20 protein-coding genes are annotated in these 25,242 nt (G+C 61.5%); 11 read left to right on the top strand and 9 right to left on the bottom strand.

The window, feature by feature from the left end; translation table 11 throughout:
- The 5 genes from FYJ85_RS23110 to FYJ85_RS10880 all read right to left on the bottom strand — a co-directional run bounded on the left by FYJ85_RS23110 (position 1) and on the right by FYJ85_RS10880 (position 5,685).
- A complete protein-coding gene (locus FYJ85_RS23110) occupies positions 1-774 on the bottom strand; it encodes a prepilin-type N-terminal cleavage/methylation domain-containing protein (protein ID WP_206213115.1) in 774 nt (257 codons plus the stop codon).
- Between the two features lie 499 nt (positions 775-1,273).
- Positions 1,274-2,362: a GntR family transcriptional regulator gene (locus FYJ85_RS10895; RefSeq protein ID WP_154418456.1), complete on the bottom strand. Its 1,089-nt coding sequence runs from the start codon at positions 2,360-2,362 to the stop codon at positions 1,274-1,276.
- A 230-nt stretch (positions 2,363-2,592) separates the two neighbouring features.
- Positions 2,593-3,480, bottom strand: coding sequence for a protein DA1 (locus FYJ85_RS10890; protein WP_154418454.1), 888 nt, complete (start codon positions 3,478-3,480; stop codon positions 2,593-2,595).
- 19 nt (positions 3,481-3,499) lie between these two features.
- On the bottom strand, positions 3,500-4,489 hold the full coding sequence (locus tag FYJ85_RS10885; protein WP_106051929.1) for an aldo/keto reductase: 990 nt from the start codon (positions 4,487-4,489) through the stop codon (positions 3,500-3,502).
- 14 nt (positions 4,490-4,503) lie between these two features.
- Complete coding sequence (locus FYJ85_RS10880) at positions 4,504-5,685, bottom strand: hypothetical protein (RefSeq protein WP_154418452.1); 1,182 nt, start codon at positions 5,683-5,685, stop codon at positions 4,504-4,506.
- Between the two features lie 169 nt (positions 5,686-5,854).
- On the opposite strand from FYJ85_RS10880, the gene FYJ85_RS10875 reads away from it, so the two are divergent.
- Both FYJ85_RS10875 and FYJ85_RS10870 read left to right on the top strand, forming a co-directional pair.
- Positions 5,855-6,505: a hypothetical protein gene (locus FYJ85_RS10875; protein WP_154418450.1), complete on the top strand. Its 651-nt coding sequence runs from the start codon at positions 5,855-5,857 to the stop codon at positions 6,503-6,505.
- Positions 6,502-8,196 carry a phosphoethanolamine transferase gene (locus tag FYJ85_RS10870; protein ID WP_154418448.1) on the top strand — a complete coding sequence of 565 codons (1,695 nt, stop codon included), beginning with the start codon at positions 6,502-6,504 and terminating at the stop codon, positions 8,194-8,196. The genes FYJ85_RS10875 and FYJ85_RS10870 overlap by 4 nt, the downstream gene beginning before the upstream one ends.
- 131 nt (positions 8,197-8,327) lie before the next feature.
- Here the strand turns inward: FYJ85_RS10870 and FYJ85_RS10865 are convergent, their stop codons facing one another.
- Positions 8,328-9,635, bottom strand: coding sequence for an alpha-L-fucosidase (locus FYJ85_RS10865; protein WP_154418446.1), 1,308 nt, complete (start codon positions 9,633-9,635; stop codon positions 8,328-8,330).
- 74 nt (positions 9,636-9,709) lie between these two features.
- Here FYJ85_RS10865 and FYJ85_RS10860 point away from each other — a divergent pair, with 74 nt between their 5' ends.
- Together FYJ85_RS10860 and FYJ85_RS10855 are read left to right on the top strand one after the other, a co-directional pair.
- Positions 9,710-10,501: an AraC family transcriptional regulator gene (locus FYJ85_RS10860; protein ID WP_158703716.1), complete on the top strand. Its 792-nt coding sequence runs from the start codon at positions 9,710-9,712 to the stop codon at positions 10,499-10,501.
- 108 nt (positions 10,502-10,609) lie between these two features.
- Positions 10,610-11,632: a glycoside hydrolase family 130 protein gene (locus tag FYJ85_RS10855; RefSeq protein ID WP_154418444.1), complete on the top strand. Its 1,023-nt coding sequence runs from the start codon at positions 10,610-10,612 to the stop codon at positions 11,630-11,632.
- A 214-nt stretch (positions 11,633-11,846) separates the two neighbouring features.
- Here the strand turns inward: FYJ85_RS10855 and FYJ85_RS10850 are convergent, their stop codons facing one another.
- Positions 11,847-12,425 carry a hypothetical protein gene (locus tag FYJ85_RS10850; RefSeq protein WP_154418442.1) on the bottom strand — a complete coding sequence of 193 codons (579 nt, stop codon included), beginning with the start codon at positions 12,423-12,425 and terminating at the stop codon, positions 11,847-11,849.
- Positions 12,426-12,961: 536 nt separating this feature from the next.
- Between FYJ85_RS10850 and FYJ85_RS10845 the strand changes: the two genes are divergently transcribed.
- The 4 genes from FYJ85_RS10845 to hisF all read left to right on the top strand — a co-directional run bounded on the left by FYJ85_RS10845 (position 12,962) and on the right by hisF (position 17,340).
- Positions 12,962-14,185: an MFS transporter gene (locus FYJ85_RS10845; RefSeq protein WP_154418440.1), complete on the top strand. Its 1,224-nt coding sequence runs from the start codon at positions 12,962-12,964 to the stop codon at positions 14,183-14,185.
- Between the two features lie 103 nt (positions 14,186-14,288).
- Positions 14,289-16,028, top strand: a complete 1,740-nt coding sequence (locus tag FYJ85_RS10840; RefSeq protein ID WP_154418438.1) for a hypothetical protein — start codon at positions 14,289-14,291, stop codon at positions 16,026-16,028.
- Positions 16,029-16,047: 19 nt separating this feature from the next.
- A complete protein-coding gene (locus FYJ85_RS10835) occupies positions 16,048-16,566 on the top strand; it encodes a hypothetical protein (protein WP_106051948.1) in 519 nt (172 codons plus the stop codon).
- Between the two features lie 12 nt (positions 16,567-16,578).
- The gene (hisF, locus tag FYJ85_RS10830; protein ID WP_106051950.1) at positions 16,579-17,340 is read left to right on the top strand and encodes an imidazole glycerol phosphate synthase subunit HisF; all 762 of its coding nucleotides are present in this window, start codon (positions 16,579-16,581) and stop codon (positions 17,338-17,340) included.
- Positions 17,341-17,421: 81 nt separating this feature from the next.
- Here hisF and FYJ85_RS10825 read toward each other — a convergent pair whose 3' ends face one another.
- Positions 17,422-19,833, bottom strand: coding sequence for a homocysteine S-methyltransferase family protein (locus FYJ85_RS10825; RefSeq protein WP_154418436.1), 2,412 nt, complete (start codon positions 19,831-19,833; stop codon positions 17,422-17,424).
- A 154-nt stretch (positions 19,834-19,987) separates the two neighbouring features.
- Here FYJ85_RS10825 and FYJ85_RS10820 point away from each other — a divergent pair, with 154 nt between their 5' ends.
- Positions 19,988-21,925 (top strand): glycoside hydrolase 5 family protein, encoded by a 1,938-nt coding sequence (locus tag FYJ85_RS10820; RefSeq protein ID WP_154418434.1) that lies wholly within the window; start codon positions 19,988-19,990, stop codon positions 21,923-21,925.
- Positions 21,926-21,929: 4 nt separating this feature from the next.
- Complete coding sequence (locus FYJ85_RS10815; RefSeq protein ID WP_154418432.1) at positions 21,930-22,895, top strand: radical SAM protein; 966 nt, start codon at positions 21,930-21,932, stop codon at positions 22,893-22,895.
- A gap of 16 nt (positions 22,896-22,911) precedes the next feature.
- Here the strand turns inward: FYJ85_RS10815 and FYJ85_RS10810 are convergent, their stop codons facing one another.
- On the bottom strand, positions 22,912-23,418 hold the full coding sequence (locus FYJ85_RS10810) for a phosphoribosyltransferase (RefSeq protein WP_106051958.1): 507 nt from the start codon (positions 23,416-23,418) through the stop codon (positions 22,912-22,914).
- 112 nt (positions 23,419-23,530) lie between these two features.
- Between FYJ85_RS10810 and FYJ85_RS10805 the strand changes: the two genes are divergently transcribed.
- On the top strand, positions 23,531-25,240 hold the full coding sequence (locus FYJ85_RS10805) for a sialidase family protein (protein ID WP_206213113.1): 1,710 nt from the start codon (positions 23,531-23,533) through the stop codon (positions 25,238-25,240).
- Positions 25,241-25,242 lie beyond the last annotated feature (2 nt).

The following is a 25,242-nucleotide window of genomic DNA, read 5'->3' as shown; positions in this document are numbered from 1 at the left end:
TCAGTAATTACCGTAGAAGTTCCAGGAAAACAGCGCATCACGATCCCACCAGTAGCGCTGGACATCTGCTCTTTGCACCCATGCAACATGACCGTCAAAAAAACCGGCATTCAGACCGTCGCCATGACGATAAGCTGCGTTTCCGGTACCTACATTATTATAATTTTCCCCTGTATAGCCGTCGAATTTGTACACCATCGAATCAATGGCATCCATCCAGGCGGCAGATTTGGTCGGAGACTTTAAACGCGCGAGATTCCAAGCTTTTCCCTGTGCCATTTCGCCAGACGGATAACAGGTAATGCCATAAGAAGCGGCCGGGCAGTGTTTCGTCCAGTTCTCAACCGGTCCCAGTGCTGCGACCGAATCCGGACAGAGCAGCCCCGTAGAAAGTGTCTGATCCATGGAAACATTGCTGTTGGCACTTTCCGGTTCCGTCGTTCCACCCAATATTCCACGCCATTCGATAACCCGATACCAGCTCGGGTTTGCGACAGGTACCCAGTAGTTATTGTTGTTCATGGAGTACTGGATTCCTGCTTGCGTATACTGTTTGAGTACGCCGACACAAGTTATTTTCTTGGCGGTGGCCCGCGCCTTATTCAATGCCGGAAGCAGCATCGACGCAAGAATCGCGATAATGGCAATCACCACGAGAAGCTCGATCAATGTGAACGGTTTGCGCATAATACCGGGTATGTGAAATGAAACAGCATTGCCGCCCGGTGAAAAAAGCGCGGTATGCGCCGCGCAGCGGATGTGAACGGACTGCACGGTTCGGCGGCAGCCGAAGCGGGCAGCGAGGAGCAAGTGCGACGAAGGTGAACGCAGCGGAGCGAAGGCCCTCTGCCGCAGCCCGCGAAGCGGGCGGTGAAGAGTTGGCTGCCGCAGGCGGACAAGTAAGGAGGACAAAGTCCTCCGCCGCGGGCGGTAAGGGCGCAACCCACGGGAAATGAAAGCCCGGCACAGAGTAAGAAATGGGGGTGCGGGGGAAATGTATTTCCCCCGCGAATCCCGCGACAATGCAGACGGACGAGTCCAGGAAACAAAAACGGAACAATTCTGCCGCCAGAGGCCGAATAAATTCATTCAACAAAAAGGAATTATATCATGACAGACCATACAAGGAAACTTCACATACCCGGTATTATGCGTAATTACAGTCATATTGTGGCATATTCACCAGAAGTTCGATCAGAATAAAAGGCCTGCATTTCATTTTCTTCTCCAGCGGTCTTCGCATTTCCTCCGAAAAATATCCTTCAGAAAGATTTTATCCGGCATTAACGACGCTGTCTTCCGATGCGAAGCTCCACGGCAGCAGCAGCGGCTCTATCAGCTGGACCGGTTGCGCAGGAAATTTCCCCGCAGTAAAATCAAGCATGGTCCGGAAAACCCGGTCGGCTATCTCCTCAACCGGGTGGCGCAGCGAAACGTGAAATTTTTCGTCCTTGAGAACGGAAGCCATCCCGTCAACACCGGCGGAACGGTAAAATCCGGGTTCGCGCGGCGCAACCTCCTCCAGCCGGCGCCGGACCTGAATCGCAGTGAAGTCGACCACGTGCCAGACCGTATCAAGCTGAGGCTGCTCCTCCAGCAACTTCAGCAGAGCGGCGCCATACGCTTCAGTTGCGATATTTTCATCCTCGGAATTGAACAGAACCAGAGGTTTCTTTCGTTCCGCAAACCGATCGATAATTCCCCGTGTGCGGTCATGAAAGCCGCGGTAAACCGTACAATTGCCACTGACGCAGGCAATGACGTTACGATTGCGGTCAATCAAATAATCGGCAGCCATGCAGCCGGCCAGATAATTATCCGTACAGATCGTACAGGCGGCCGGCGAGTCTCCGATATCGTCAATCTCTATCACATTCGGCATTGCCCGAAGCCGCCGGTCCAATGCGGGAATAATCGTCGCACTGCGGACTCCGGCCAGGAGTATTCCGTCAAAAGAATCGAGAACCGAAAGCACCCAGTCTTCCTCCCGGGGATCAATCATCGGCATGAAAACCAGATTGGCGTTGATTCTCATCATCATACGTTGCAGAGTATTGAAAATTTCCAGATAAACGGGAGTGGCCCCGGCGAAAGGATCCCGGCTGATCCAGGCGAACCGGAGTGTGCGTGTACGCTCCGGAACGGCGGCGACATTTACAACACTGCGCCTCCCCTGCTGCTTGACGATAATGCCGAGCCGGCTGAGCTGCACGAGAGCCTGACGGACAGTAACGCGCGAAACACCGGCCTGCGCAGCCAGCTCCGCTTCCGACGGCAGCGGCGTTCCATCCGGATAAATGCCGTTCTGAATATCTCCGGTAATCCGTCTCGCCAACTCTTCATATTTCGGAAGAGAACCCATCTGCTCTCCTTCTCAAAACAATACAAGTAAAATACAAGCTCCGATATAAGTATGAACAATTTCTCATGAAATGTCAATAGGCGGAAAGAAAATTTCGGCTTTTTTCCGCAGCCAATCAGTTCCGGCCTCCGTTTTCGATCATCGGCACGCTTTTCCGGTGAAACCGGCATGAGGGAAGAAACCAGAGCAGAAGGGAAACCGAGAAAACAGCAGAAAAAAACGACGCCCGGTCAGCGCGTCCGGCGGACGTATTCGAGCAGTTTCCGCAGGCCGTGCCGGTCGGCATAGGCCTTCACTTCGCGGAAGCCGGCGCCGTAGACAGGATCTTCGTTCTTCTCCATGCGGAGATTGCGCGACCCGTTGCCGTGCCGGAGGTTGACGAGACTTGCGACATATTCCGGGAACCCTTCGCTCCAGGAGGGCGGCAGGAAGCGGCCGTGATGATTCAGCCAGTCGTGCGCGGCCTCGTGCGCGGCGACCTCGATGAACTGGTCGCGCGGCAATGCGTCCAGAATCAGGATCGTGCAGCGTTCGGAGACGATTTCGGGCTTGCGGCCCGGATAGGTCCGCGTCCGATATTCGTAGTTGCAGCGGCCGAGCTCATACTTGCCGCCGGGCACGATTTCCCGCCCGCGGTTCAGGGTGGCGAGGTCGCAGAGGACGAATCCGGTCCGGCCGCAGCCGGGCGAACCGAGCAGCTCGGCAACCTCTCTTTCGACTTCGCGGAAGAGCTTTTCGGCCTCGGCCGGATCGGTGACCGCCGTCGCCAGGCAGCTGCCGCAGAGCGTGCGCCCGTCCGGCAGCTGCTCTCCGCGGCACGGCAGGTCGCAGGCGAAGCAGCGCGGCAGCTTTGCGCACTCCATGCAGAAAAGCCGCTTCTCCGCGCCGGTGTCGATAACCGTGTAGCGCCCGGCAAGCGGAGAGTCGCAGACCGAACAATGCGGCAGCAGCTTCTCCCAGCAGCCGGGCGAACAGACGATTTTCCCTTCGGTCCGCAGGTACTGCCCGTGAATCTGCCGCCCGCACACGGCGCAGGAGAGCGCCTGCGCCGCCGCCGGCAGCAGCAGCAGAGACAGCACCGGCAGCAGCCGGCAGAGCCATTTGCCGACCCCGTTCATGGCAGCAGCGCGTCCTCCGTCACGCGAGAATCGCGTCGATCCGCGCCAGCTCCGCGGGAGTCAGCGGAGCCCCCGAAAGCCCGGCGACCACATCACGGATCTGGGCCGGACGGCTTGCGCCGATCAGCGCCGAAGTCACGCCCGGGCGGGCGAGCAGCCAGGCGATCGCCATTTCGGCCAGCGTCTGGCCGCGGCCGGATGCGATCCCGTTCAGCTTCCCGATCTTCGCCAGCAGTTCCGGCGTCAGCGCCTCCTTCTTGAGGAAGCCGTTGCGGGCGACCCGCGAATCCTGCGGAATTCCGTCGAGATATCGATTGGTCAGCAATCCCTGGGCGAGCGGCGAAAAGACGATGCCGCCGACTCCCTCCTGCTCGAGCAGCCGGAACGAGCCCTGCACTTCATGGCCGCGATTCAGCATATTGTACGGGATCTGGTGCAGGACGAACGGCGTCCCGAGTTCGCGCAGAATGCGGAACGCCTCGGCCGCCTGCGCCGGCGGATAATTCGAAATCCCCGCGTAGATCGCCTTGCCGGAACGGACGATCTGGTCGAGAGCCCGCATCGACTCCTCGATCGGAGTTTCCGGGTCGCAGCGGTGGTGATAGAAGATGTCGACATAATCGAGCCCCATACGCTTCAGGCTCTGGTCGCAGCTCGCGATCAGGTACTTGCGCGAGCCCCAGTCGCCGTAAGGCCCCGGCCACATCGTGTAGCCGGCTTTGCTCGAAATAATCAGCTCGTCGCGGAACGGCATCAGGTCCTGCTTCAGGATGCGCCCGAAGGTCAGTTCGGCCGAGCCAGGTTCCGGCCCGTAGTTGTTCGCAAGGTCGAAATGCGTGATTCCGAGATCGAACGCCGTCTGCACCATCGCACGGGCGTTGTCGTAAACATCGACGCTGCCGAAATTGTGCCAGAGTCCGAGCGAAACGGCAGGAAGTTTGAGGCCGGTCTTCCCGCAGCGGCGATAACTCATTTCCTTGTAACGATTTTCATCCGGTTTATAAAACATCCTTTTTCACTCCTTCATCTGGCTTGTTCGGGAAAACGGTACAGGACTTCGTCGAGCCGGCCCGTCACGCCGAGCTCCGCGAGAAAACGGAAATGCGGCAGAAAGAAGCCGACTTCATAAAGATTGTGCGAATCGCTTCCGAGCGCGATCTTCACCCCCTTCTTCAGACATATTTCAAAAAACTCCGGCTCCGGATCATTCTGGTGAAAGTTCACTTCGGCCGCGACGCCGCAGCGGCGCAGCAGCTCGGCGACCGGTTCGTAAAGCTCCTTCGGCTTCGCCATGCCGGACCACGGAAAGATCCGGAACGGATGCGCAAGAATGTGAACGCCGTATTTCAGCAGCGCCTCGGTGCAGAACAGGAACTGCCTCGATGCGATGTGCGCATCATACTTCTCGGCCATATGGTGATATGCGCCGAGCCGGACCTGCGCGAACCGCCGGTCGGGTTCGTCGAGAATGATGTCGCCGTTGCGGTCCACATCGAGCTCGAAGCCGTTCAGGAAGGCGCCGGAGCGCCGCCCCTCGCGGATCGTCTCCTCATAGCCCGGCATGCGGCAGACCGCGGGACAGCCGTCGGCTTTGCCGCGCGTCTTCCAGACATAGCGCCCGGCCCAGTAGTCGTCCACATCGAAATAGAGCTGCCCGGAGTGTTCGATGAAGGCGACCGTTTCGATGTTCGACAGCTCCGCCATCCGGAGCGCCTTCGGGATATCCATGTTTTCACAGCAGTAGGCCATGCGGGTGTGCACGTGAAAGTCCGTGACGCCCGGAAGCTTCTCAACCGCCATCGGCACCCGTTCCGCCCGGATCGAGCCGTCGGCGCCGACATCGGCCAGCACCGCCTCGAACGGAGCACGGCAGAAGTCGGGCAAGCCGCCCGCAGCCAGGCGAATGCGCTCCACCAGCGCAGCCGGGGACTCCGGCACACCGTTCACGTCAACTTGTTCCGGCGCCTCCGGCAGCGCCGCGCCTTCCTGGCGCACCAGCCAGAGCGGAGCCAGCGGCAGCCTGCGCCGCTCGACCGACAGAAACAGATCCTTCAGGAACCCCTCCTCCGGTTCGCCGAGCTCGCCTTCCACAATCAGCAGGTCGGCCGGAACGAACTTGTTGAACGTGTGCACCGCCCGCAGCAGCAGGTATTCGATCATATCCCCGGCCCGGTGGCGCGGATTCGAAACGATCGCGACTTTCATAGAACAGATCCCTCTTTTCCTTGATACCGCCGGGCGCCGGCCCGGAACCGTTTATCTTTTCGATAATATATCTCATTATTTGCGCGACGCAATCGATTTTCAGCGAAAAGCCGCGAATCTCTTCCGGAACGGAGTTGCAAAAAAAACCGGCCGGAGATATGGTAAAAGCATGTGCCGAATCGACAATGACAATCAAAAGGGAAAGACGGTCCCGGCCTCCTCCCGGAACGCCTCACGCTCCTCCGACCGGATTCTCGCGCTGCTCCTGCTGCTTCTGCTCGCCGGAGCGGCAACTTATGTATGCCTGCGCTACCGGGCGCTCGCCGTAAACCGCGACTTCCTCACCGCCAGAACGCCGGAACGGCTCGTCAAAGTCATCTCGAAATACGAAGCCTCCCACCCCGAGGCGGTTGAAGAGGCCCGCATCCGGCTGGCGGATCAGTACATGAACGCGAAGCGGTTCTCCGAAGCGCGGGCCGTCTATGCGGCGATCATCGAAAAGGCGACCTATCCTGAAATCCGCCGCCTTGCCGCCTTCAACTCCGCCTCGGCTTATGTTTTCGAAGGGGATCACGCCAATGCCGCCGCCGCGTTCACCGCGCTCCTGGCAGAACCGCAGCTGCCGCTGGCGATGCGGGCCGAAGCAAGCTTCGCGCTCGCGGGGGAGCTCCGGAAGGCCGGGCGCCCGGAAGAGGCCGTCCCGGTGCTCGCACGGCTTTTCGAAACGGCGCGCACGAGCGGAGACCCCGAAGCGTCCGCCGTCCGGAAAGCCGCCGTCGCCGCCCTCAAAAAACTCCATGAGGAGATCAGAACACCATGAAGCGGCTCTGGGAAAAGTACTCCGGAATCCGCCCGTGGTTCTGGTTCTTCGGCTATCTGCTCGTCTTCCCGGATCTGACGATCTGGATCGCCAACTGCCGCGGATTGCATATGTTCGACCTCGAAAATCTCCTGATCGCCGCGCTGCTGACCGTATCCGGATTATTCCTTTTCGCGGTGTTCGGCTGCTTCGGCTCCCCGCGCTTCGGGCGGACGGTCATGCTCGCGGCCTGTGTGCTGGCCGGAACTTTTCATTTCCTGGATCTCTTTTTCTTCGTGCATTTCCAGAGCCAGACACGGCTCTCCTTCTGGTTCCTGGCCCGGGCGACGAACTGGACGGAGGTGCTCGGCTTCATTCATTTCTATCTGCTGAACGGGAAAACGGTTCTGCTGCTCCTCGCCTATCCCGCGAGCGGCCTCCTTTTCGCTGTGTTCCTGAAGCGGAAATTCGTCGCGGCCGGATTCGCGGCGTGGATTCTCGCCGGGCCGCTCCTGCTGAATTTCGCCCTTTCGCTCCGGCCGGACGCGGAGAACAACCGGTACGGCGTCATGACGCTGCCGGTCCTCATCGACCGCTTTCTCGAAGAGAAGCTCGACGCCGAATTCATGGCGGACGATCTCGCGGCCGCCAATGCGGAGCTGAAAGCGGTCAGCCGCGAGGAGTCCGCCGTCTACGTCCTCGTCATCGGCGAGTCGCACTCGAAATACCACAGCTCGCTTTACGGCTACCCGCGCCGGACCATGCCGCGCATGGAGGAGCTGGCGGCCCGGAACGAGCTTTACGTATTCCGGGACGTGACCGCGCCGAACTCCTTCACGAACAATGTCCTTCCCAAGCTCCTGAGCTTCGAGGCGCACGACGTGGATGAAAAGTTCTTCGAAGTGCCGAACATCATCGACCTCATGCGGGCCGCCGGATTCCGGACCTGGTACCTGAGCAACCAGGCGAACGCCTCCGAGCTCGGGCTGACCTATATGGCCATCGCCGCCCGCGCCGACGTGTTCCGCAACACCATGACCGTCTGGAAATCAAGCCCCGACGAAGCGCTTCTGCCGCTGTTCGACGAAGCGCTCGCCGACCCGGCTCCCCGGAAATTCATCATCCTGCACCTGATCGGCAGCCACAGCGGTTACGAAGCGACCTACCCCGCGTCATTCCGCCGGTTCCCGCTCGACGAAGCCCCGGAATTCTTCAACGCCCAGCAGAAACAGAATCGAGAAATCGTCAACCACTACGACAACTCCGTGCTGTACAACGACTTCATTCTCGACACCCTGATCGGCAGACTGCGCCGGGGCAATCCGAACGGTTTCCTGCTCTATTTGCCGGACCACGGCGAAAACCTTTATGAAGAAAAAGATACGATTCTCCATATGGAATTCATGCCGACCCGGCAGACCGTCGAAGTCCCGATGCTGCTCTACCTGACCGATGCCTATCGGGCCGCCATGCGGCCGGGAGAAGCGGACGAAATCGCCCGCGGCACCGCCCGTCCCTGGAGCAGCGAGGACCTTCCGTTCCTGCTGCTCGAACTCGGGAGAATCGAATACGACGGATTCCAGCCCGAAAAAAGTCCGATCAATCCGCAGTTCCGCCCCAAGACCCGTATCGTCTCGAAATGCCGCATTCTCTACGACAAACTGAAGAACGCCACCTGCGAGGAACGCATTTCAGCCCGGGATTTGCGTTAAGAGCTTATTCTGGGATAAGCTCCAGGCCGCCGGTTCAGTGCATGCGCCGCGGACCCCGGAGAGGAAACAACGGTAAGAAAACCGCCGCGCTGTTCCACACGCCGCGGCGGCTTTCTTTTCCGCGAAACCTTTTATTTCAGAATCAGTTCAATCACCGGAATCTCGCAACCCTGTTCCGGCAGGAGCACCGGCAGCTCAAGCGTCAGCGCGTTCTCCGGCGTGCCGCTGTTCAGGTTGTCGCCCTGCGACTCGCGCATGCGGATCTCGCTGCCGTCGGCCAGAAGCTGCGCATACCTGACCTTGCCGCCCAGGCCGTGCAGATGAATATGCTTGAACGGCCAGGCGAAGCAGTGCAGATAGAGCCGCTTCGTCTCCGGATTCCAGGTGAACCGGCAGTCCTCCGGGGCCGCAAATTCAGCCGGGGCCTGTCCGCAGCCGTAGATCGAACGCGAGTTGTACCGCATCCACGCTCCGTAGGCCGCCAGCCGGTCGAGCGCCCGCTTGTCGAGATAGCCGCGCGAAGTCGGGCCGACGTTCATCAGCAGATTCCCGCCGCGCGACACGTGGTTGATCAGCATCTCAAGACACATGCGCGGCGATTTCCAGGTCGCTTCGTCACGGTGGTAGCCCCAGGAGCCGGAGAAGGTCTGGCATCCCTCCCAGACGACCGGCCTGCCGTCCGCATCGACCATGCCGCGGTCGGGCGTATACTGCTCCGGCGTCACGATATCGGCCGATTCGGGCAGATCGAGCCGGTTGTCGACGATGATGCCGGGCTGCAGGCGCTGCACAAGCTCATACAGCTTTTCGGACTCCCAATCCTCATGCCCCTTGCCGTTTTCGCCGGGATACGAGAAGTCGAACCAGATGATGTCGATTTTCCCGTAACCGGTCAGGAGCTCGGTCACCTGATCGCGCATATACTGCGCGTAACGCTTCATGTCGCGAGGCGCGTTCAGCTTCGCAATCTCCTCCGGCGGCAGGTCGCGCAGCGGATGAATCCGGTCGATCGGGAAATCCGGATGGTGCCAGTCGATCAGCGAATAGTAGAAGCCGACCCTCAGCCCCTCCGCCCGGAACGCATCGACGACCTCGCGCAGCAGGTCGCGTCCGGCCGCGGTGTTCGTGACCTTGTAATTTGTATATTTCGTATCCCATAGGCAGAACCCTTCATGGTGCTTCGTCGTAATGACGAAATACTTCATGCCGGCCTCCCGTGCGGCCCGCGCCCACGCCTTCGGGTCGAAAAGATCCGGGTCGAACATCTCAAAATAGATTTCGTAATCTTCGTTCGGAATCCGCTCGATGTTGCGGATCCACTCATGCCGCGCGGGGAGCGCATAAAGTCCCCAGTGGATGAACATTCCGAACCGGTCGCGAACAAACCATGCCGTGTTGCCTTTTCCCATTTTTTTCTCCTTTGCCGTTTGCAAAAACATCGAAGGCTGCATATATTGTACCCGGGAATATGTATTTTTGCAACACTTCTCCTATGAAGAAAGTGCGGGCAGATATGACGAAAACAAACATTCTTCTGCCCGCGGGGCGGCAGTTGCGGCTCGACGGCGTCTGGCAGGCGCACCTCGGCAGCTTCTGGAACCACTTCCATCTGACCGGCGGCTACTGGCGGCTGTACCACCATGACGGCCCGGGCGCCGGAGTGTACCGGAACGGAACCCGGATCGAACTGCTGCCCGACGCCCTTTATCTGCTGCCGCCGTACCCGGAACTCGTCACCTGGCGCGAACGGCCGGTCTGCCAGTATTACATCCACTTCGAAGCCGCCTCCTTCTTCGGCAACCCGGAATACCGGCTGAACCGCATCGAACTGACGCCCGACCTGAAAGCGCTGGTGGACGAAGGGCGCCGGCTGGTCGACGAGGGGCAGTCCGGAGGCCGGACCGACCTGATCGGGCTCGCCCTCGCCGCCTCGGCCCTCGCCCGTGTTCCGGCCGAAGCGCTCTGCGAGCTCGACCGCGACCGGCGCATCACCCGCGTCTGCGACTGGATGCGCAATCATCCGGCCAGGGAACTCGATATCCCCGAGCTGGCCGCGCGCGCCGGATTCGTTCCGAATTCATTTATCCGCCGCTTCCGCGAAGTGACCGGCAGCACGCCGCACCAGTATCTGCTGAACCTGCGCTACACGCTCGCGGCGCGGCTGCTCGAATCGACCGATCTGGAAATCGATGCCATCGCCGCCGAAATCGGCGTAAAGGATCGTTTCCACTTCTCGCGCACCTTCAAGCGCCTGTTCGGTTCTCCGCCCGCGACCTACCGCAACGCCTCGCAAAAACCAGGCTGACCCCTTCATGCGCAACGAGCCCCGGAGGGAGCAATTCGTCTCTCATTCCGGAAAAGGAGTGCGTATTGTTCGTTTAACCGCGACAGCACCAGAGAAAGGTATATCATCATGAAACTCGATTTCGCTTCTTTGACAAGCCTGGAACCGGCTCTGCTCCGCCGATGCCCGGAAAATCCGATTCTGACCACAGAAGATATCCCCTACAGCTGCAAGCGCGTGTACAATCCCGCCGCAACCCGCTTGAACGGCCGCTATGCGCTGGTAATCCGGGTGGACAGCCATGAAGGCGAACAGATGCTGGGACTGGCGTTAAGCGATGACGGCATTCATTTCACCGTGGAACCGGAGCCGATATTGCGGCCGGACGCTTCGGAATGCGGACACCTGAATGATCCGCGCATCACGATGATCGACGGCGAATATATTCTGACCTACTGCTCCGATCCGCAGGAGGACAACTTGCGGGAGGAAGGAATTTTTCTGTGCATTGCCAGAAGCCGTGACCTGCGCCATTGGGAAAGAATCTACCGCTCTTTGCCGGATAACCGCAACGCTGTTGTTTTTCCTGAAAAGATCAACGGAAAATTTGCGCGGCTGGAACGCCCGTTCCGCCGCGCTTACCGCCCGGAGAATGGTTATGATATCTGGTTTTCCGACTCTCCGGACCTGGAGTATTGGGGAAATCACCATCTGGTGCTCTCCTATCTGGATGTCGCCTGGGGGAGTCATAAAATCGGCCCCGCCGCCCCGCCGATTAAAACCGGGGCAGGATGGCTGACCTTCTTTCACGGTGCATTCGTTCCGGAAGAGTGCACTGCGGACGGCTGGAAAATCTGGCCTCCCGAGGGGGGAAAGGTTTATTGCGCCGGCCTGATGCTGCTTGATCTTCAGAAACCGTGGCTGATCCGGGCGCGCTGCCCATTTCCCGTGCTGACGCCGCGGATGGAATACGAACTGGCCCCCCGCTACCGCCCCAACGTCGTATTTCCATGCGGCATCATCCCGGAGCCGGACGGTTCGGTGAAAATCTATTACGGAGCGTCAGACATCTGTATCGCCATGGCAACCGCCCATATCGACCAGCTGGTCGAATACTGCATGACTCATTCGACCGATTCTCTGAAACAATGAGAATTTGCCCCTGATGAAAGAAACTGCATGATGCCGCCGAAAAACAGTCATTTGCCGAGAATCCGATTGGCCGACCTGTTTGTTGAAACGATATCCGGAAATGATGAAAAACCCTCAAAAACATTACTTTCCCGGGAGGGGGATGCCAGTTGGAAATCCCCCCGTATCCCCTCCATTCCAGAGGAGAATCGGCCCCCGCTTCTCTCCCGGCCGGTTACTCCGCCGGCTTCACCATGGCGCTGACCGTGTAGGTCTTGCCCGGTTCGACCTCGAGGACGCGGTAGAAACGGTTGTCATGGTTCGTGCGGATCGCCGCCTTGCCGTCGGGACCGGCGCCCGGCACAATCTCGGAAACTCCGGCCAGCCAATAGCCGGACGGCATGGTCCTGCCATTGCCGGCTTTGTAGGTTTTCGCATAATCCGAATTCGGCAGAACCTCTCCGTTGACCTTGACGGGCCCGACCAGGACCCATTCGCGAGCATCCTTGTTCTGCGCCCACTGGCCGCCCATCTCAAGAGTGACCCTGCCGCCGTCGGCGGCCCTGAACGAGAAGGTGCATTCAGTCCATTCCCCGGCCTTCAGCGGCGCGGCGGAATAAGCGGTCACGTAGTTGACCCGCTCCGCTTCCGGGCGGAACGACGGCGCCATGACCTTCATCTGTTCGCCGGCGACCGGCTCAAGCCGGACCTTTCCCTCCTTCCGCGCGCCGTTCACATCGACCCGGAACGCCGGGGCGGCAAACACGGCGGCGCCTGCCGCCGCAACCAGCATGACTCCAATCAGCTTCTTCATGATATTCTCCCATGTTCCCCAAAAAGCGCCTCCTCCGCCCGCAGGCCCGGGGTCTTTCGGACCAAGTGCCCAAAAGCTTCAGCTACTTTTCGGAAGCCCCCTCTCTCGAAGGAGACCGTGCCCGACACTGCGTATCGTGCTCGTCTCAAAAGACCGTGCCCGACACTGCGTGTCGTGCTCGTCTCAAAAGACCGTGCCCGACACTGCGTGTCGTGCTCGTCTCCGGCGCTTCGTGCGGCTTCACCGCACTACCTCCGCGAGAAAGGCATTGTTAATGTTTCGATGGTATTGATATACCGTCCCCTTGATTTCCGGCAAAACGGGCCCTCCCCGCCTCCGGCGGTTATACACTACCCCCGAATCGGCGGCACATCAAGGCGGCAACGGCAGATTTTCAAAGTTTTCCGCCGGGCACTGCCGGTCCGGCAGGGACGCAAAACCGCGCAATTCAGTGCAGACGACCCCTCCGGCAACTTGAAAAAATACATTCCCGAAGCTATTTTATACTATTTATTCGGGAGTCAAAACAAGCGATCATGCGGAACCGTATTCTGAACGACTGGAACATCTTCCTGCCCGGGCGCGGCGTCCGAAACTTCTTCGCGGGCGTCCTGATTTACGGCATCGCCTACAACTGTTTTTACGGAGTGCTCAACAACTATCTCGTCGACATCCAGCACTTCACGGAGTGGCAGCGCGGCGTGCTCGAATTCTTCCGGGAGCTGCCGGGGCTTTTCCTGATCGTGATCCTCGCGTTGATGCACCGGGCGAGCGAGTGGAAAATCCTGCGCATCGGGGCGCTGATCGCGCTCGCCGGCGTCGTCGGACTGCTCTTCGTCGGCTCCAGCCACGCGCTGCTCATATTGCTGGTCATGATCTGGAGCGCAGGAGAGCACATCTTCATGCCGGCGCGGAACTCGATCGCCATGCACATCGCCCGGCACGAAAAAGCGGGCGCATCGCTCGGCCTCACGTCAAGCGCGGGCTTTCTCGGCCAGGTCGCCGGCGGACTCTTCGCGGCCGGGGTGTTCTTCTTCGCCCGGCGGCATTTTCCGGAGATTCCGCAGAAAACGCTCTATAACTTCATCTGGATCGTCATCATCGTCCTGCTGGCCGCCATGTACCTCGCCAGCTTCCCGAAACTGACCGAGTCGCAGCAGGTCAGGCGGCCGCGGCTCTACTTCAGCCGGAAATTCCGGAAATTCTACATGCTCGAAATCTTCTACGGCGCGCGCAAGCAGATTTTCATCACCTTCGCCCCGTTCGTGCTGATCCTGATTTACGGGCTCGACACGGCGGAAATGGCGCTGCTGGTCGGCATCTGCGCCGCGATCAACATCTTCGGCGGCACGCTGATCGGGCGGCTGATCGACAAGGTCGGCTACCGGAACGTCATGATCTACGACACGGTCGTGCTCTTCTTCGTCTGCCTGATCTACGGGTTCGCCGACAGACTGTTTCCGCCCGGAGTCGCCGTCTGGGCGGTCATGATCACCTACGTTTTCGACGCGATCATCTCGACGGCGTCGATGGCGTCGAGCATCTATGTGCGTGAAATCTCCGACTCGACCGAGGAGGTCACGGCGACGCTGACCACAGGAATTTCGGTCAACCACCTGATCAGCGTGCTGGCCGCATTGCTCGGCGGCTGGCTCTGGACCAGCTTCGGCGTCGGATTCCTCTTCATCTTCGCGGCGGTGATGGCGCTCTGCAACACGGCATATGCGCTCACGCTCCCGAAACCGAAGGAGGCACAGTGACTTTTTACCGGAAAAATCTCATTTGCGATTTGCGCAGGAAACGAAAACAATTTATATTCTTTTCCACAGGAGCCAAATACAGTTTGAAACAAGAGGTGAATTCATGAAGATACAGAATGGAGCGGTTTCCGCCCTGCTCGGCGGCGCGATTCTTCTGGCGGCCGGCTGCGAAAGCACATCCGGCCAGGCGGAGGACGCCCGCATCTACCGCACGGTCGCCGCACAGCTGGATACCGGCGGCACCTACTATCAGATCATGAATCCGCGTTATGTTTTCGAGGCGGCCGACCGGATCGGCGTTCAGCTGTTCAACAGCTTCACCTCCATGCCGGAACCGCCGGAAAACTTCACGGAAATCATGGATGCGTCGCTCCATATGGCGCTGGCCTACCGGCTCTCCGGCCTCGAGGATATTCAGGGCTGCGGGTCCAGTTCCGTGCGCGTTTCGGATGACCGTGAACCGCTCCTCTTCCGCAACCGGACTTTCCTCGCGGTCAGGCCCGAAAGCAAAGGGTTCCTCTGGGCGCTGCCCGGCACGGAGAACCGGCCGCTCGCGGCTTCGTGGAACGCATTGCCCGCCGATGTCGATTCGGCCTTCGAATTCGAGCTCCGGCCCGATGCGGTCTACCGGGTATTCGCGCAAAGCGAAAAATTTTCGCAGTATCTGCATGACGAGCGGATTGCGCTCTTTGTCGGCGAACCTCCGGAGAAGCTGCTGGCCGGCCTCTCCGGCGTCGTCGGCTTCGCCTCCATCGCCGCCGAGGGCTCCGATGAAGCGCTTTCCGGCAACCATCTGATGCTGTCGCTGCCGGACGGCGAAGGCAAGCTCGCCGGGCTCCTGCGCAAAGTCGTGCTCTTCCTGCCCGGAACCAAAGTGGAGAATGAGCGCATCGAATTCGGCACGGTGCTCGGGGAACACGCTCCGAAAGCCCGGCCCGTCGCCATGCTGAAAGAGGGCCGCATCACCCTGTACAGCAGCCTCGCCGCCGAAAAAGCGTTTACCGCCCCGGAGAAAAAGCTAGCGGCGACGGAAGCGTTCCAGCGCCTTTCCGCCGGGCTGCCGGAATCCGGCATCGGCTATCTCTACAACAATGAAAGCTATGCGAAAGTCTTCAACCTGCTGATGGAGGAGTTCGAACTCTCCTTCCGGGTGAATCCGGACAGCTGGACTCCGTCGCAGCTCACCGTCCTGACCCGTGACGGCAACAACTTCCTCGCCACAGGGAACAGCAGTCTGGACAGCAACCAGAGCAAACTCGTCAACCAGCTCGTCCTGCCGGTCGCCGTCGGCAGCATGGCCGCCAAAGAGTACCTGAAGCGGAACGGCGGCCTCCTTCCGGGAGCGGAAGAGAGCGCCGAAGCGCCGGATACGACCGGAGAGTGCCAGATCAAGCTCGAATTGTTCAAGGATGCGCTGGCGCAATACGCGGAACGGCACGGCGGCGCCTACCCGGAGAAGGAGAATATCGAAGGAATCCGCGCGCTTCTCGCCGGAAAATTCCTGCCGCTCGAAGCGACGGTCTGCCCGGGCGCTTTCGGTGAGGACGAGCCGGCCGAAAGCCCGGAGCTGTTCGATATCGGCAACTGCTCCTTCATCTATTTCGGCGGTTTCACGACGAAATCGAATCCGAAGCTTCCGCTCGTCGCCGACTGGCCCTTCAACCACAGGGGGGCGGTCAACGTCCTGCTCGTGGACGGCACGATCGAAAAGCTCGAACTCGAAACCGACAACTGCAAACGCATCGTCAGCAAGCTGCAGACGATGTACCAATACAATGAAAAAGAATTCCAGAATCTGATCCGGCAGGCGGACAAACTCGACAAGATGTTCGAGCTGGAATGATTGACAGGTTGATTAAACGATGAAAAAAATCAGCGACGACATTGCCCATGCCCTCGACAAATGCGCGGAAGCGCTGTCGATCAACGAGCTTTCGAGAGTCACCGGCGTACGGATCGAACTGCTCCGGAGGTTCATCACCAGAAAGACGCGCCATGTGCGCGGAGAGACCTGGGACAGGATCTACCCGGTGCTCCGCCCTTATCTGGCCAGCGCCGAACCGCCGCCGGAGAAGCCCCCGATCCGCATCGGCCGCGCCTACCGCCGTCACCCCGACCTGGTCGAAATGTTCAGCGACCAGAAAATTCTGCTCGACGCATTCGACGTGCTGCCGGATAACGGCAAAAAAAATCTCGTTGACGAACTGCTCCGGGAAGCGGCCGAAAGCAGGCCGACCGCCTATACGGCGCTCTCTCCCGTCGAAAACCAGCTGATGGGCCGCTTTCTCCAGCTCGATGCCGAAGGCAGGAAACGGCTTCTTGAACGCATGCTCGAAATGGCGACCGCCGAAGTGCGGGAACGCCGGAAACAACTTTTTTAAGGAAACCAGAGAATGTCCCAGACTATTTCCATCATGCCGTGTCTCGACATGCAGAACGGGCGCGTGGTCAAAGGCGTCCACTTCGTCGACATCGCCGATGCGGGCGACCCGGTCGAGTGCGCCCGCGCCTACTGCGCCGCCGGAGCCGACGAGCTTGCCATGCTTGATATCACGGCGACGGTCGAAAACCGCCCGACGCTGGCGAAAGTCGTCCGCGAAGTCGCGGCGGTCTGCACGGTGCCGTTCACCGTGGGCGGCGGCATCAACGACATCAGGGCGGCGGCGAATGTGCTCGAAGCCGGAGCCGACAAGGTCTCCGTCAGCAGCGCCGCCTACCGCCGGCCGGAGCTCATCACGGAAATCATCCGGGAATTCGGTCCCGACGCGCTCACGGTGGCGATCGACGTCGATGTGAATCCGGCCCTGCCCTCCGGTTACGAAGTATATATCGACGGCGGACGCACCGCGACCGGCACCGACGCGCTCGAATGGGCGAAGCGCGTCGACGGCTGCGGCGTTCCGGTGATTCTGCCGACCAGCAAGGCCGGGGACGGCGCGAAAACCGGTTATGACCTGCCGGTCATCCGCGCCATGGCCGATTCCTGCCGCGCAAAGATCGTCGCTTCCGGCGGCGCAGGCAAGCTTGAACACTTCCTCGAAGCGGTCGAAGCCGGCGCTGAAATCCTGCTGGCCGCCTCGGTCTTCCACTTCCGGATGATCGAAATTCCGGCTCTCAAAGCCTATCTGAAAGAGCACGGCGTCCAAGTCCGCTGATCCTCTTTCCCGCAACGCCGCGGAGTTCGGAGGGAATCCCCTCCGAATCCCGCCCGCGGTCAGGCAAACGGAATTGCGGGGCTAAAGCCCGAGCAGCTTCGACGCGTTGCGCACCGCCGCCATGGCGTCGGCGCCGTATACCGCGCCGATCGATTCCGCAAACGCCTCGTCCACCGCGGCACCGCCGACCAGAATCGGAATATCGAGCCCGCGCTCCCGGGCGAGGTCGATGACCACCTTCATCTGAGGCATCGTCGTCGTCATCAGGGCCGAAAGCCCGATCAATGCGGCCTTCTCGCGGACGGCCGTATCGATGATCGTCTCGGCCGGAACGTCCTTGCCGAGGTCGATGACCCGGAAATTGTGATTCCTGAACAGCAGCGATACGATATTCTTGCCGATGTCGTGGATGTCCCCCTTGACTGTGGCCAGCACGAAAACCGGGCCGTCCGAGCCGCCGCCCTCCTTCCGGAGCAGCGGCTCGAGCTTTTCCATCGCCTTCTGCATGGCCGCCGCACTCTGCATGAGCTGCGGCAGGAAATACTCCTTCCGCTCGAAACGTTCGCCGACTTCGGTGATGGCGGGAATCAGAATCCGGTTGACGATCGCGCCGGGGTCGGCATTCGCGGCGATAAGTTCATCAAGCAGCTTCAGCGCCGTCTCCTGGCGGCCGCGCAGCACGGCGTCGAACATGCGCTCTTCGGGAGGACGGACGTCCTGCTCCGCCGGGCCGCCTCCCCCCGCCGGTGCGGCCGGCTGATTGCCGAAGCGTTCGAGAAACCGTTCGAGCCGCCGGTCGCGGCAGCCGAGCGCGTCCCCGGCCGCAATCGTATCCATAATGCCCGGCGCAGCCGGATTCGCAATGGCCGAAGTGAGTCCGCGCCCGAGCGCCATGCCGAGAAAGGTCTGGTTCACGACGGCGCGGTTCGGCAGCCCGAAACTCACATTCGAAAGTCCGCAGATCGTATTGATTCCGGCCTCCCGGCGGCACTTCTCGATGAAATCAAGCGACACTCCGGCCGCCTCGGGATTCGCGGAAATGGTCATGATCAGCGCATCGGCGACGAAATCCGCCGAAGTATAGCCGTACTTTCGCGCATGCTCGACGATCCGGCCGAGCACGGAAAGCCGGTCGGCTGCCGTGGCGGGAATCCCCTCCTCGGTCAGCGGCAGCAGAACGAGCATCGCGCCGTATTTCGCCGCGATCGGCAGGATCGTGTCGATCCGCTCCTCCTCAAGCGAAATCGAGTTGAAAAGAGCACGCCCCGGATAAATCCGCAGCCCGGCCTCGACCGCTTCGGGATTTGTCGAATCGATGCACAGCGGCGTATCCGTCGTCAGCACGAGCTCGCCGACCGCACGGCGCATGGTCGCCGCCTCGTCGATGCCGGAGAGGCCGAAATTCACGTCGAGAAGCGCGGCCCCCTGCGCGGACTGCTCGCGGGCAAACTGCCTGACCAGATCGAGGCAGCCGGCCCGCAGCTCGGCCTGGAGCGCCTTCTTGCCGGTCGGATTGATCCGCTCCCCGATCAGCGCGAACGGCTCGTCGGCCGCGATGCGGCGGAAACGCCCCGGAGATGCGACGATCCCGCGCTTCTCGGCCGAAACCGGCCGCGGGCGGCTGCTGCCGATCGCTTCGGAGAGGAGCCGGATATGCTCCGGCGTCGTGCCGCAGCAGCCGCCGATCAGGCTCGCTCCCGCACCGACCAGCGCGGCGGCCGAGGCTGCAAACGCCTCCGGACCGAGGTCGAACCGGGTCTCGCCGTCCACCAGGTGCGGCATGCCGGCATTCGGCTTGGCTGCAAGCGGAATCTTCGCGTAAGGCTTGACGGAGCGGATAATCCCGGCCATCGCCTCCGGCCCGGTCGAGCAGTTGCAGCCGAACGCATCCGCACCGAGCCCCTGCAGCGTCACCAGCGCGGAGACGGGGTGGACTCCGGTCAGTGTGCGTCCGCCCGGCTCGAAGGTCAGCGTCACGAGGGCGGGCAGCTCGGAGAGCTCGCGGACCGCGATGAGCGCCGCGCGCGCCTCCTGCAAATCCATCATGGTTTCGATCGCAAACCCGTCGATGCCGCCGCTTTCGAGCAGCGCGCGGATCTGGCGCTTGTAAATCTCCACTGCTTCGTCGAACGCCAGCTCCCCATAAGGCTCAATCAGTTGCCCGGTCGGCGCGATATCGGCGAAAACGAACTTGTCCGGAACCGCCCGGCGCGAGAGCCTGGCGAGTTCGCGGTTGATCTCCTCCGTCCGGTCCGCAAGGCCGAACTCCGCGAGTTTAAGCGGGTTGCCGCCGAACGTCGGAGCATAGACGATATCGCTTCCGGCGGCGGCGTAACAGCGCTGCACGTCGATGATCGCATCGGGATTGTCGAGAATCCACGCTTCGGGACAGACGCCGGGCGGCATGCCGCGTTTGGCCAGCTCGGTCCCGGTCGCGCCGTCGAGGCGCAGAATGCGTTGGATGGCGAGGGTTTTGAATTCACTGCGTGTCATGCGTATCCTTACGGTAAAAATCCTGTTTCCATTTATTAAAATACCGCGGAATCGCCGAAAAAGCAATCAATTTCGATTGAAACCTTCGCGGAGAAGGGTATATATTATGCAGACCGGACAAAAAAACATCCTTAATCATATATGGAGTTGATCTATGACAGACGCAGAAAAGCCGCAGGGAATCTTCGCCCCCGGGAGTGAATTTTTCGTCGGCTGCAACTACTGGGCCAGCCATGCCGGGACCGCAATGTGGCGCGACTGGCGCCCGGAGGTCGTCGAAGCCGACTTCCGGCTGCTGGCCGAAAACGGCGTTGAGGTCGCGCGGGTGTTCCCGCTCTGGCCGGATTTCCAGCCGATTCAGGCACTGACGGGCGGCGGCCAGTCCTTCGTCGAGATGCGGTTCGGCGAGCGGCCGCTGCCGGATACGCCGGCCGGGCGCGCCGGCGTCGACGAGGTCATGGTCGAACGGTTCCGCGAGCTGTGCCGCGTAGCCGAGGCGAACCGCATCAAGCTCATCGTCGGGCTGGTGACCGGCTGGATGTCGGGCCGCATGCATGTGCCGCCGGCTTTCGAGCGCGTGAACGTCATCACCGACCCGACGGCGATCAGGTGGCAGGTCCGCATGGTGCGTTATCTGGTTCGCGAACTGCGCGGCTGCCCGGCGATCGCGGCGTGGGACCTCGGCAACGAATGCAACTGCATGGCCTGGAGCGACTCTCCGTCGGAAGCCTGGTGCTGGAGCAATGCGATCACGTCGGCGGTCCGGGTCGAAGACCCCGATCGTCCGGTCGTCTCCGGCATGCATTCGCTGCAGTGCGAACGCGGAGCATGGACGATTCAGGATCAGGGCGAAGTGACCGACGTGCTCTGCACGCACCCGTACCCGCTTTTCACGCCGCACTGCGGGACCGATCCGGTCAATACGATGCGGAACGCCTTCCATGCCGCGGCCGAAACCCGGCTTTACGGCGACATCGGCGGCGTTCCGGCCTTCGTCGAAGAGGCCGGCAACCTCGGGCCGTCGCAATCGAGCGATGAAGTGGCCGGCAACTACCTGCGGAACATGCTCTGGAACTGCTTCGCGCATGACTGCCGCGGGCTCCTGTGGTGGTGCGCGAACGATCAGACCCGGCTCGAACATGCGCCGTACGACTGGGCCGCCGTGGAGCGCGAACTCGGCCTGCTGCGGGTCGACCGCACCCCGAAACCGACGATCCGGGCAATGAAGGCGTTCGGGGAAATCCTGGACCGGACCGGGCTCCGCCGGCTGCCGGCCTTCCGGCGCGACGCCGTCGTGATTCTGACCCAGAGCCAGGATCAGTGGGGTGTCGCCTACGCGAGCTTCCTGCTCGCGAAGCAGGCCGGTTTCGACGTCGAATTCCAGTACGCGGGCCAGCCGCTCAAGCCGTCGAAATTCTACATCATGCCGTCGGTCAGCGGAACCCATGTGATTCCGGCCCGCTGCTACCACGCGCTGCTGCGGGAGGTCGAAAACGGCGCGACGCTGTTCGTCAGTTCCGACGGCGGTTCGCTCGAACCGTTCGGCACGGTGTTCGGCATCGACATCGCGACCCGCTGCAAGGCGGTTGCGGAGACGACGATCCGCTCCGAGGAACGGGAGTTCGACGTGCGCTGCCGCGCCGAATACCAGCTCAATCTCGTGAACCGCCGCGCGGAGGTGCTGGCCGTCGATATCGACGACGATCCGATCTTCACGCTCTGCGGTTACGGCCGCGGCAAGGCGCTGTTCCTGGCGGCTCCGATCGAACGGGCCGCCACCGAGACGCCGCGCGCATTTTTCCCGGAGGCGCCGGAGCTCTACCGGCTCTACGCGACGGCGGCCGAAGCCGCCGGCGTAACCCGCCGCGTGTTCCGCACGAATCCGCTCCTGACGCTGACCGAGCATGAGCTCGATGCGGATACGCTGCTCGTGATCGCGGTCAACAACACGCCGTCGCCTCTGACCGATGAAATCACCTCCGCGCCGGAGTGGGTTTTCGATTCGATGGTCTGGGGCGAGCCCCCGGTCGAACACGGCTTCACGGTGCAGGGAAACGCGGGCGCGATCCTGAAATTCCGCAGAGCGAGGTGAGCCGTTGCGTCATCCGGTCAAGGCCGTTCATTTCCAGCTGACCGGCCGCTGCAATCTCGCCTGCAGCTTCTGCGGGCAGAACAAGGGAATGCTCGGTACCGGCCGCGAAGAGCTGCCGGTCGGTTTCTGGCTGCGCTGCGCGGAAGAGACGGAACCGGACGCGCCGGTCACCTTCTGGGGCGGAGAACCGCTGCTGTATCCGGGCTTCGAGGAGCTGGCCGAGCGCCTCTCCGCGAGCCGGCATCCGCTTGAGATCGTGACGAACGGCACTCTCGCCGGCCGCCATGCCGAGACGCTCTGCCGCCGCTTCCGCCGGATCTTCATCTCGGTGGACGGCCCGCGCGAGCTGCATGACGCGGTGCGCGGCAAAGGAGTATTCGACCGCGTCCGCGCCAGTCTTGAAAAACTGCGGGAGCGGCGCGGCCGGCTGGTTTTCCTGACCACCGTCTCCGACGCGAACGTGGAACGCATGGCCGAACTGCCGGAACTGCTGGCTCCGCTCGGACCGGATGAAATCATCCTGCAGCAGCTCATGTACCTCACAGGAGCAGAGATCGCCGCCTACCGGAACTACAGCCGTACGCATTTCGGGTGCGACTATCCGGAGCTCGAAGCGTGGCGCCGCGACGACGATGCGGCGTACCTGGCGCGCCTGAAGGAACAGACCGCGCTTGTCCGGCAGCGGCGTCATCCGGTAAAGGTCACGGTGACCGGGCACCGCTATCCGTCCCTTCCCGCCGACACTCCGCCCTGCCAGGCTCCCGGCTGCCGCCTTCACATCCGGCACGACGGAGAAGTCGGTTTCTGCACCGACTACTTCGGTTTTTCGATCGGAAACGCGCAGCGGCACCCGCTGCCGGAACTGATTGAGGGGGAACGCGCCGGACTGTGGCGCAAAGCCATACAGGATAAAGCGCTGCCGGTCTGCGACCATTGTGCGTGGCGGCTGCAGGTCCCGTACGGCGGCTGACCCCGTCTCTGCGGAGTCAGTCGAGAGCGGCGATGTGCGGCAGATTCCGGTACAGCTCGTCGGCGTCGAGCCCGTAGCCGACCAGATAGCGCGTGCCGGTCACGAATCCGGTCCAATCGGCATGGGCGAGACCGTTCGGCCGCGGCAGCCTCTTTTCGACCATGACGGCGGTACGGACCCCGGCGGCGCCGCGTTTCCCGAAATAGTCGCAGACGCATTTCAGAGTGGTTCCGGAGTCGAGCACTTCGTCGAGGATCAGGATTTCGCGCCCGGCCGGATCGAGCTTCAGCATCGAACGGAACTCAAGCTCTCCCGTGCTCCGGCACCCCCGGTAGCTGGCCACCGCGAGCGAATCGATCCAGAGCGGCAGGTCGATCGCGCGCGCCAGATCGGCGGCGAAACAGAGTCCCCCGGTCATCAAAGTGACGAGCGTCAGCTCCTTCCCCCGGTAATATTCGGTGATTTCAGCCCCCATCGCGGCGATGCGCCCGGCGATTTCATCGGAGCGGTACAGTATTTCCATAGCAACAGGTCCTTTGTCAGTTGCGGAAAATATAGCGTCTCTTTCCGGTGCTTTCAAGTTGCATTCGGCACGGAACGGTGCTATTTTGAGTCCAGAATCAGGAGGTTCCGAAATGTATGACTGGCGATTGCTCGAAAACGGGCTCGAAATTCCGGCGGTGACTTACGCCGATCAGCCCTATATCATCCGCTGCAATGACGGCGCATGGCTCTGCTGCGTGACGACCGGCTCCGGGGAGGAAGGCGCGCCCGGGCAGCACGTCTCGACCTGCCGCTCGACAGACGGCGGGAAAAGCTGGGAGAAACCGGTTCCGGTCGAGACGCCGGGCGACGTGGAAAACTCCTACGCGGTCCTGCTGAAAGCTCCGTCGGGACGCGTTTTCGTCTTCTACAACCGCAACTCCGACAACGTCCGTGAGATCCTGAGCCACGACAGACAGGAAGTGATCACCCGGGTCGACAGCCTCGGACACTTTGTGTTCAAATACAGTGATGACAACGGAGGGAGCTGGAGCCGGGAGCGTTACGACATCCCGTTCCGCCTCTTCGAGTGCGACCGCGCGAACGTCTACGGCGGCAAACTCTGCTTTTTCTGGAACGTGGGGCGCCCGTTCATCCACAATGGAACGGCTTACGTGACGCTGAACAAAGTCGGCGAAATGGGGCGCGGATTTTTCCAGCGTTCGGAGGGATGCCTTCTGGCGAGCCCGAACCTGCTCACGGCCGGCAATCCGGCCGATGCGGCCTGGGAGACGCTGCCGGAGGGCGAGACCGGCATCCGTCCGCCGGAAGGCGCCGGACCGGTCGGCGAAGAGCACTGCGTCGTGCCGCTTTCGGACGGCAGCTTCTACGATACGTTCCGCACCATCGCGGGCCACCCGGCCGAGGCATACAGCCGCGACGGCGGGAAAAGCTGGCAGCCGCCGCAATTCATGCGCTATGCGGACGGCCGCCCGGTCAAACACCCGCGCGCGGCGAATTTCGTCTGGAAGTGCGAAAACGGGAACTACCTCTACTGGTTCCACAATCACGGCGGCCGCTTCATCGCCCTCGACCCGTATGTGACCTACGAGGACCGCAATCCGGTCTGGCTGCTGGCCGGAATCGAGGCCGATTCGCCGGAGGGCAAGGTGATCCGCTGGGGCGAACCCGAGCTGCTGCTTTACAGCGACGACCCGATGATCCGCATCAGCTATCCCGACCTCGTCGAAGAGAACGGCCGCTATTTTGTGACTGAGACCGAGAAGAACAAGGCGCGGCTGCACGAAATCCCGGCGGAATTCCTCGCAAAGATGTGGCGCCGCTCCGCCGGGGAAACCGTCGAGCCGGAGGCGGAGGAGCTCGACTGGCGCGCGGAGGAGTTCCGCTTCCCGCCGTTCCTCGACCGGAACTGCGAAGCGGTCAACCGCCCGTCCGTCCGCACCCGGAACGGCTATGCGCTCCGCTTCGAGCTTGAGGCGTTCGCCGCCGGAACGCTCTTCGACCACACCGGGCCGGACGGCCGCGGCGAGCGGGTCGAGCTTCTGCCGGACGGGCGAATCGCTTTTTATCTGTCCGACGGCTGCGGCGGTTCGACCGCGGTCAGCGAACCGCTGCCGGACCGCAACGCCGGAAGACTGACCGTCAATGTGGACGGCGGCGCCGGAATCGTCAGCTTCGTCTGGAACGGCCGTTTCCTCGACGGCGGCGACTTCCAGCAGTTCGGCTGGCGGCGATTCGATCCGCAGCAGGTTCCGCGCCCGAATCCCGCCCGTGCGGCGACCGGGGCCGGGGTCGCCTCGCTCCGCATCTATGCGCGGCCCCTGATGACCTGCGAATCGTGAGG

This window comes from Victivallis lenta (assembly GCF_009695545.1).
GTDB classification, from domain to species: Bacteria; Verrucomicrobiota; Lentisphaeria; order Victivallales; family Victivallaceae; genus Victivallis; species Victivallis lenta.
This window is presented reverse-complemented; position numbering and strand designations above follow the sequence as displayed.

What these genes read in the sequence shown, in the direction of transcription:
- FYJ85_RS10895 (WP_154418456.1), bottom strand. Translation starts at nt 2,362, where the DNA reads ATGGGTTCTCTTCCGAAATATGAAGAGTTGGCGAGACGGATTACCGGA.
- FYJ85_RS10890 (WP_154418454.1), bottom strand. Translation starts at nt 3,480, where the DNA reads ATGAACGGGGTCGGCAAATGGCTCTGCCGGCTGCTGCCGGTGCTGTCT.
- FYJ85_RS10885 (WP_106051929.1), bottom strand. Translation starts at nt 4,489, where the DNA reads ATGTTTTATAAACCGGATGAAAATCGTTACAAGGAAATGAGTTATCGC.
- FYJ85_RS10880 (WP_154418452.1), bottom strand. Translation starts at nt 5,685, where the DNA reads ATGAAAGTCGCGATCGTTTCGAATCCGCGCCACCGGGCCGGGGATATG.
- FYJ85_RS10875 (WP_154418450.1), top strand. Translation starts at nt 5,855, where the DNA reads ATGTGCCGAATCGACAATGACAATCAAAAGGGAAAGACGGTCCCGGCC.
- FYJ85_RS10870 (WP_154418448.1), top strand. Translation starts at nt 6,502, where the DNA reads ATGAAGCGGCTCTGGGAAAAGTACTCCGGAATCCGCCCGTGGTTCTGG.
- FYJ85_RS10865 (WP_154418446.1), bottom strand. Translation starts at nt 9,635, where the DNA reads ATGTTTTTGCAAACGGCAAAGGAGAAAAAAATGGGAAAAGGCAACACG.
- FYJ85_RS10860 (WP_158703716.1), top strand. Translation starts at nt 9,710, where the DNA reads ATGACGAAAACAAACATTCTTCTGCCCGCGGGGCGGCAGTTGCGGCTC.
- FYJ85_RS10855 (WP_154418444.1), top strand. Translation starts at nt 10,610, where the DNA reads ATGAAACTCGATTTCGCTTCTTTGACAAGCCTGGAACCGGCTCTGCTC.
- FYJ85_RS10850 (WP_154418442.1), bottom strand. Translation starts at nt 12,425, where the DNA reads ATGAAGAAGCTGATTGGAGTCATGCTGGTTGCGGCGGCAGGCGCCGCC.
- FYJ85_RS10845 (WP_154418440.1), top strand. Translation starts at nt 12,962, where the DNA reads ATGCGGAACCGTATTCTGAACGACTGGAACATCTTCCTGCCCGGGCGC.
- FYJ85_RS10840 (WP_154418438.1), top strand. Translation starts at nt 14,289, where the DNA reads ATGAAGATACAGAATGGAGCGGTTTCCGCCCTGCTCGGCGGCGCGATT.
- FYJ85_RS10835 (WP_106051948.1), top strand. Translation starts at nt 16,048, where the DNA reads ATGAAAAAAATCAGCGACGACATTGCCCATGCCCTCGACAAATGCGCG.
- hisF (WP_106051950.1), top strand. Translation starts at nt 16,579, where the DNA reads ATGTCCCAGACTATTTCCATCATGCCGTGTCTCGACATGCAGAACGGG.
- FYJ85_RS10825 (WP_154418436.1), bottom strand. Translation starts at nt 19,833, where the DNA reads ATGACACGCAGTGAATTCAAAACCCTCGCCATCCAACGCATTCTGCGC.
- FYJ85_RS10820 (WP_154418434.1), top strand. Translation starts at nt 19,988, where the DNA reads ATGACAGACGCAGAAAAGCCGCAGGGAATCTTCGCCCCCGGGAGTGAA.
- FYJ85_RS10810 (WP_106051958.1), bottom strand. Translation starts at nt 23,418, where the DNA reads ATGGAAATACTGTACCGCTCCGATGAAATCGCCGGGCGCATCGCCGCG.
- FYJ85_RS10805 (WP_206213113.1), top strand. Translation starts at nt 23,531, where the DNA reads ATGTATGACTGGCGATTGCTCGAAAACGGGCTCGAAATTCCGGCGGTG.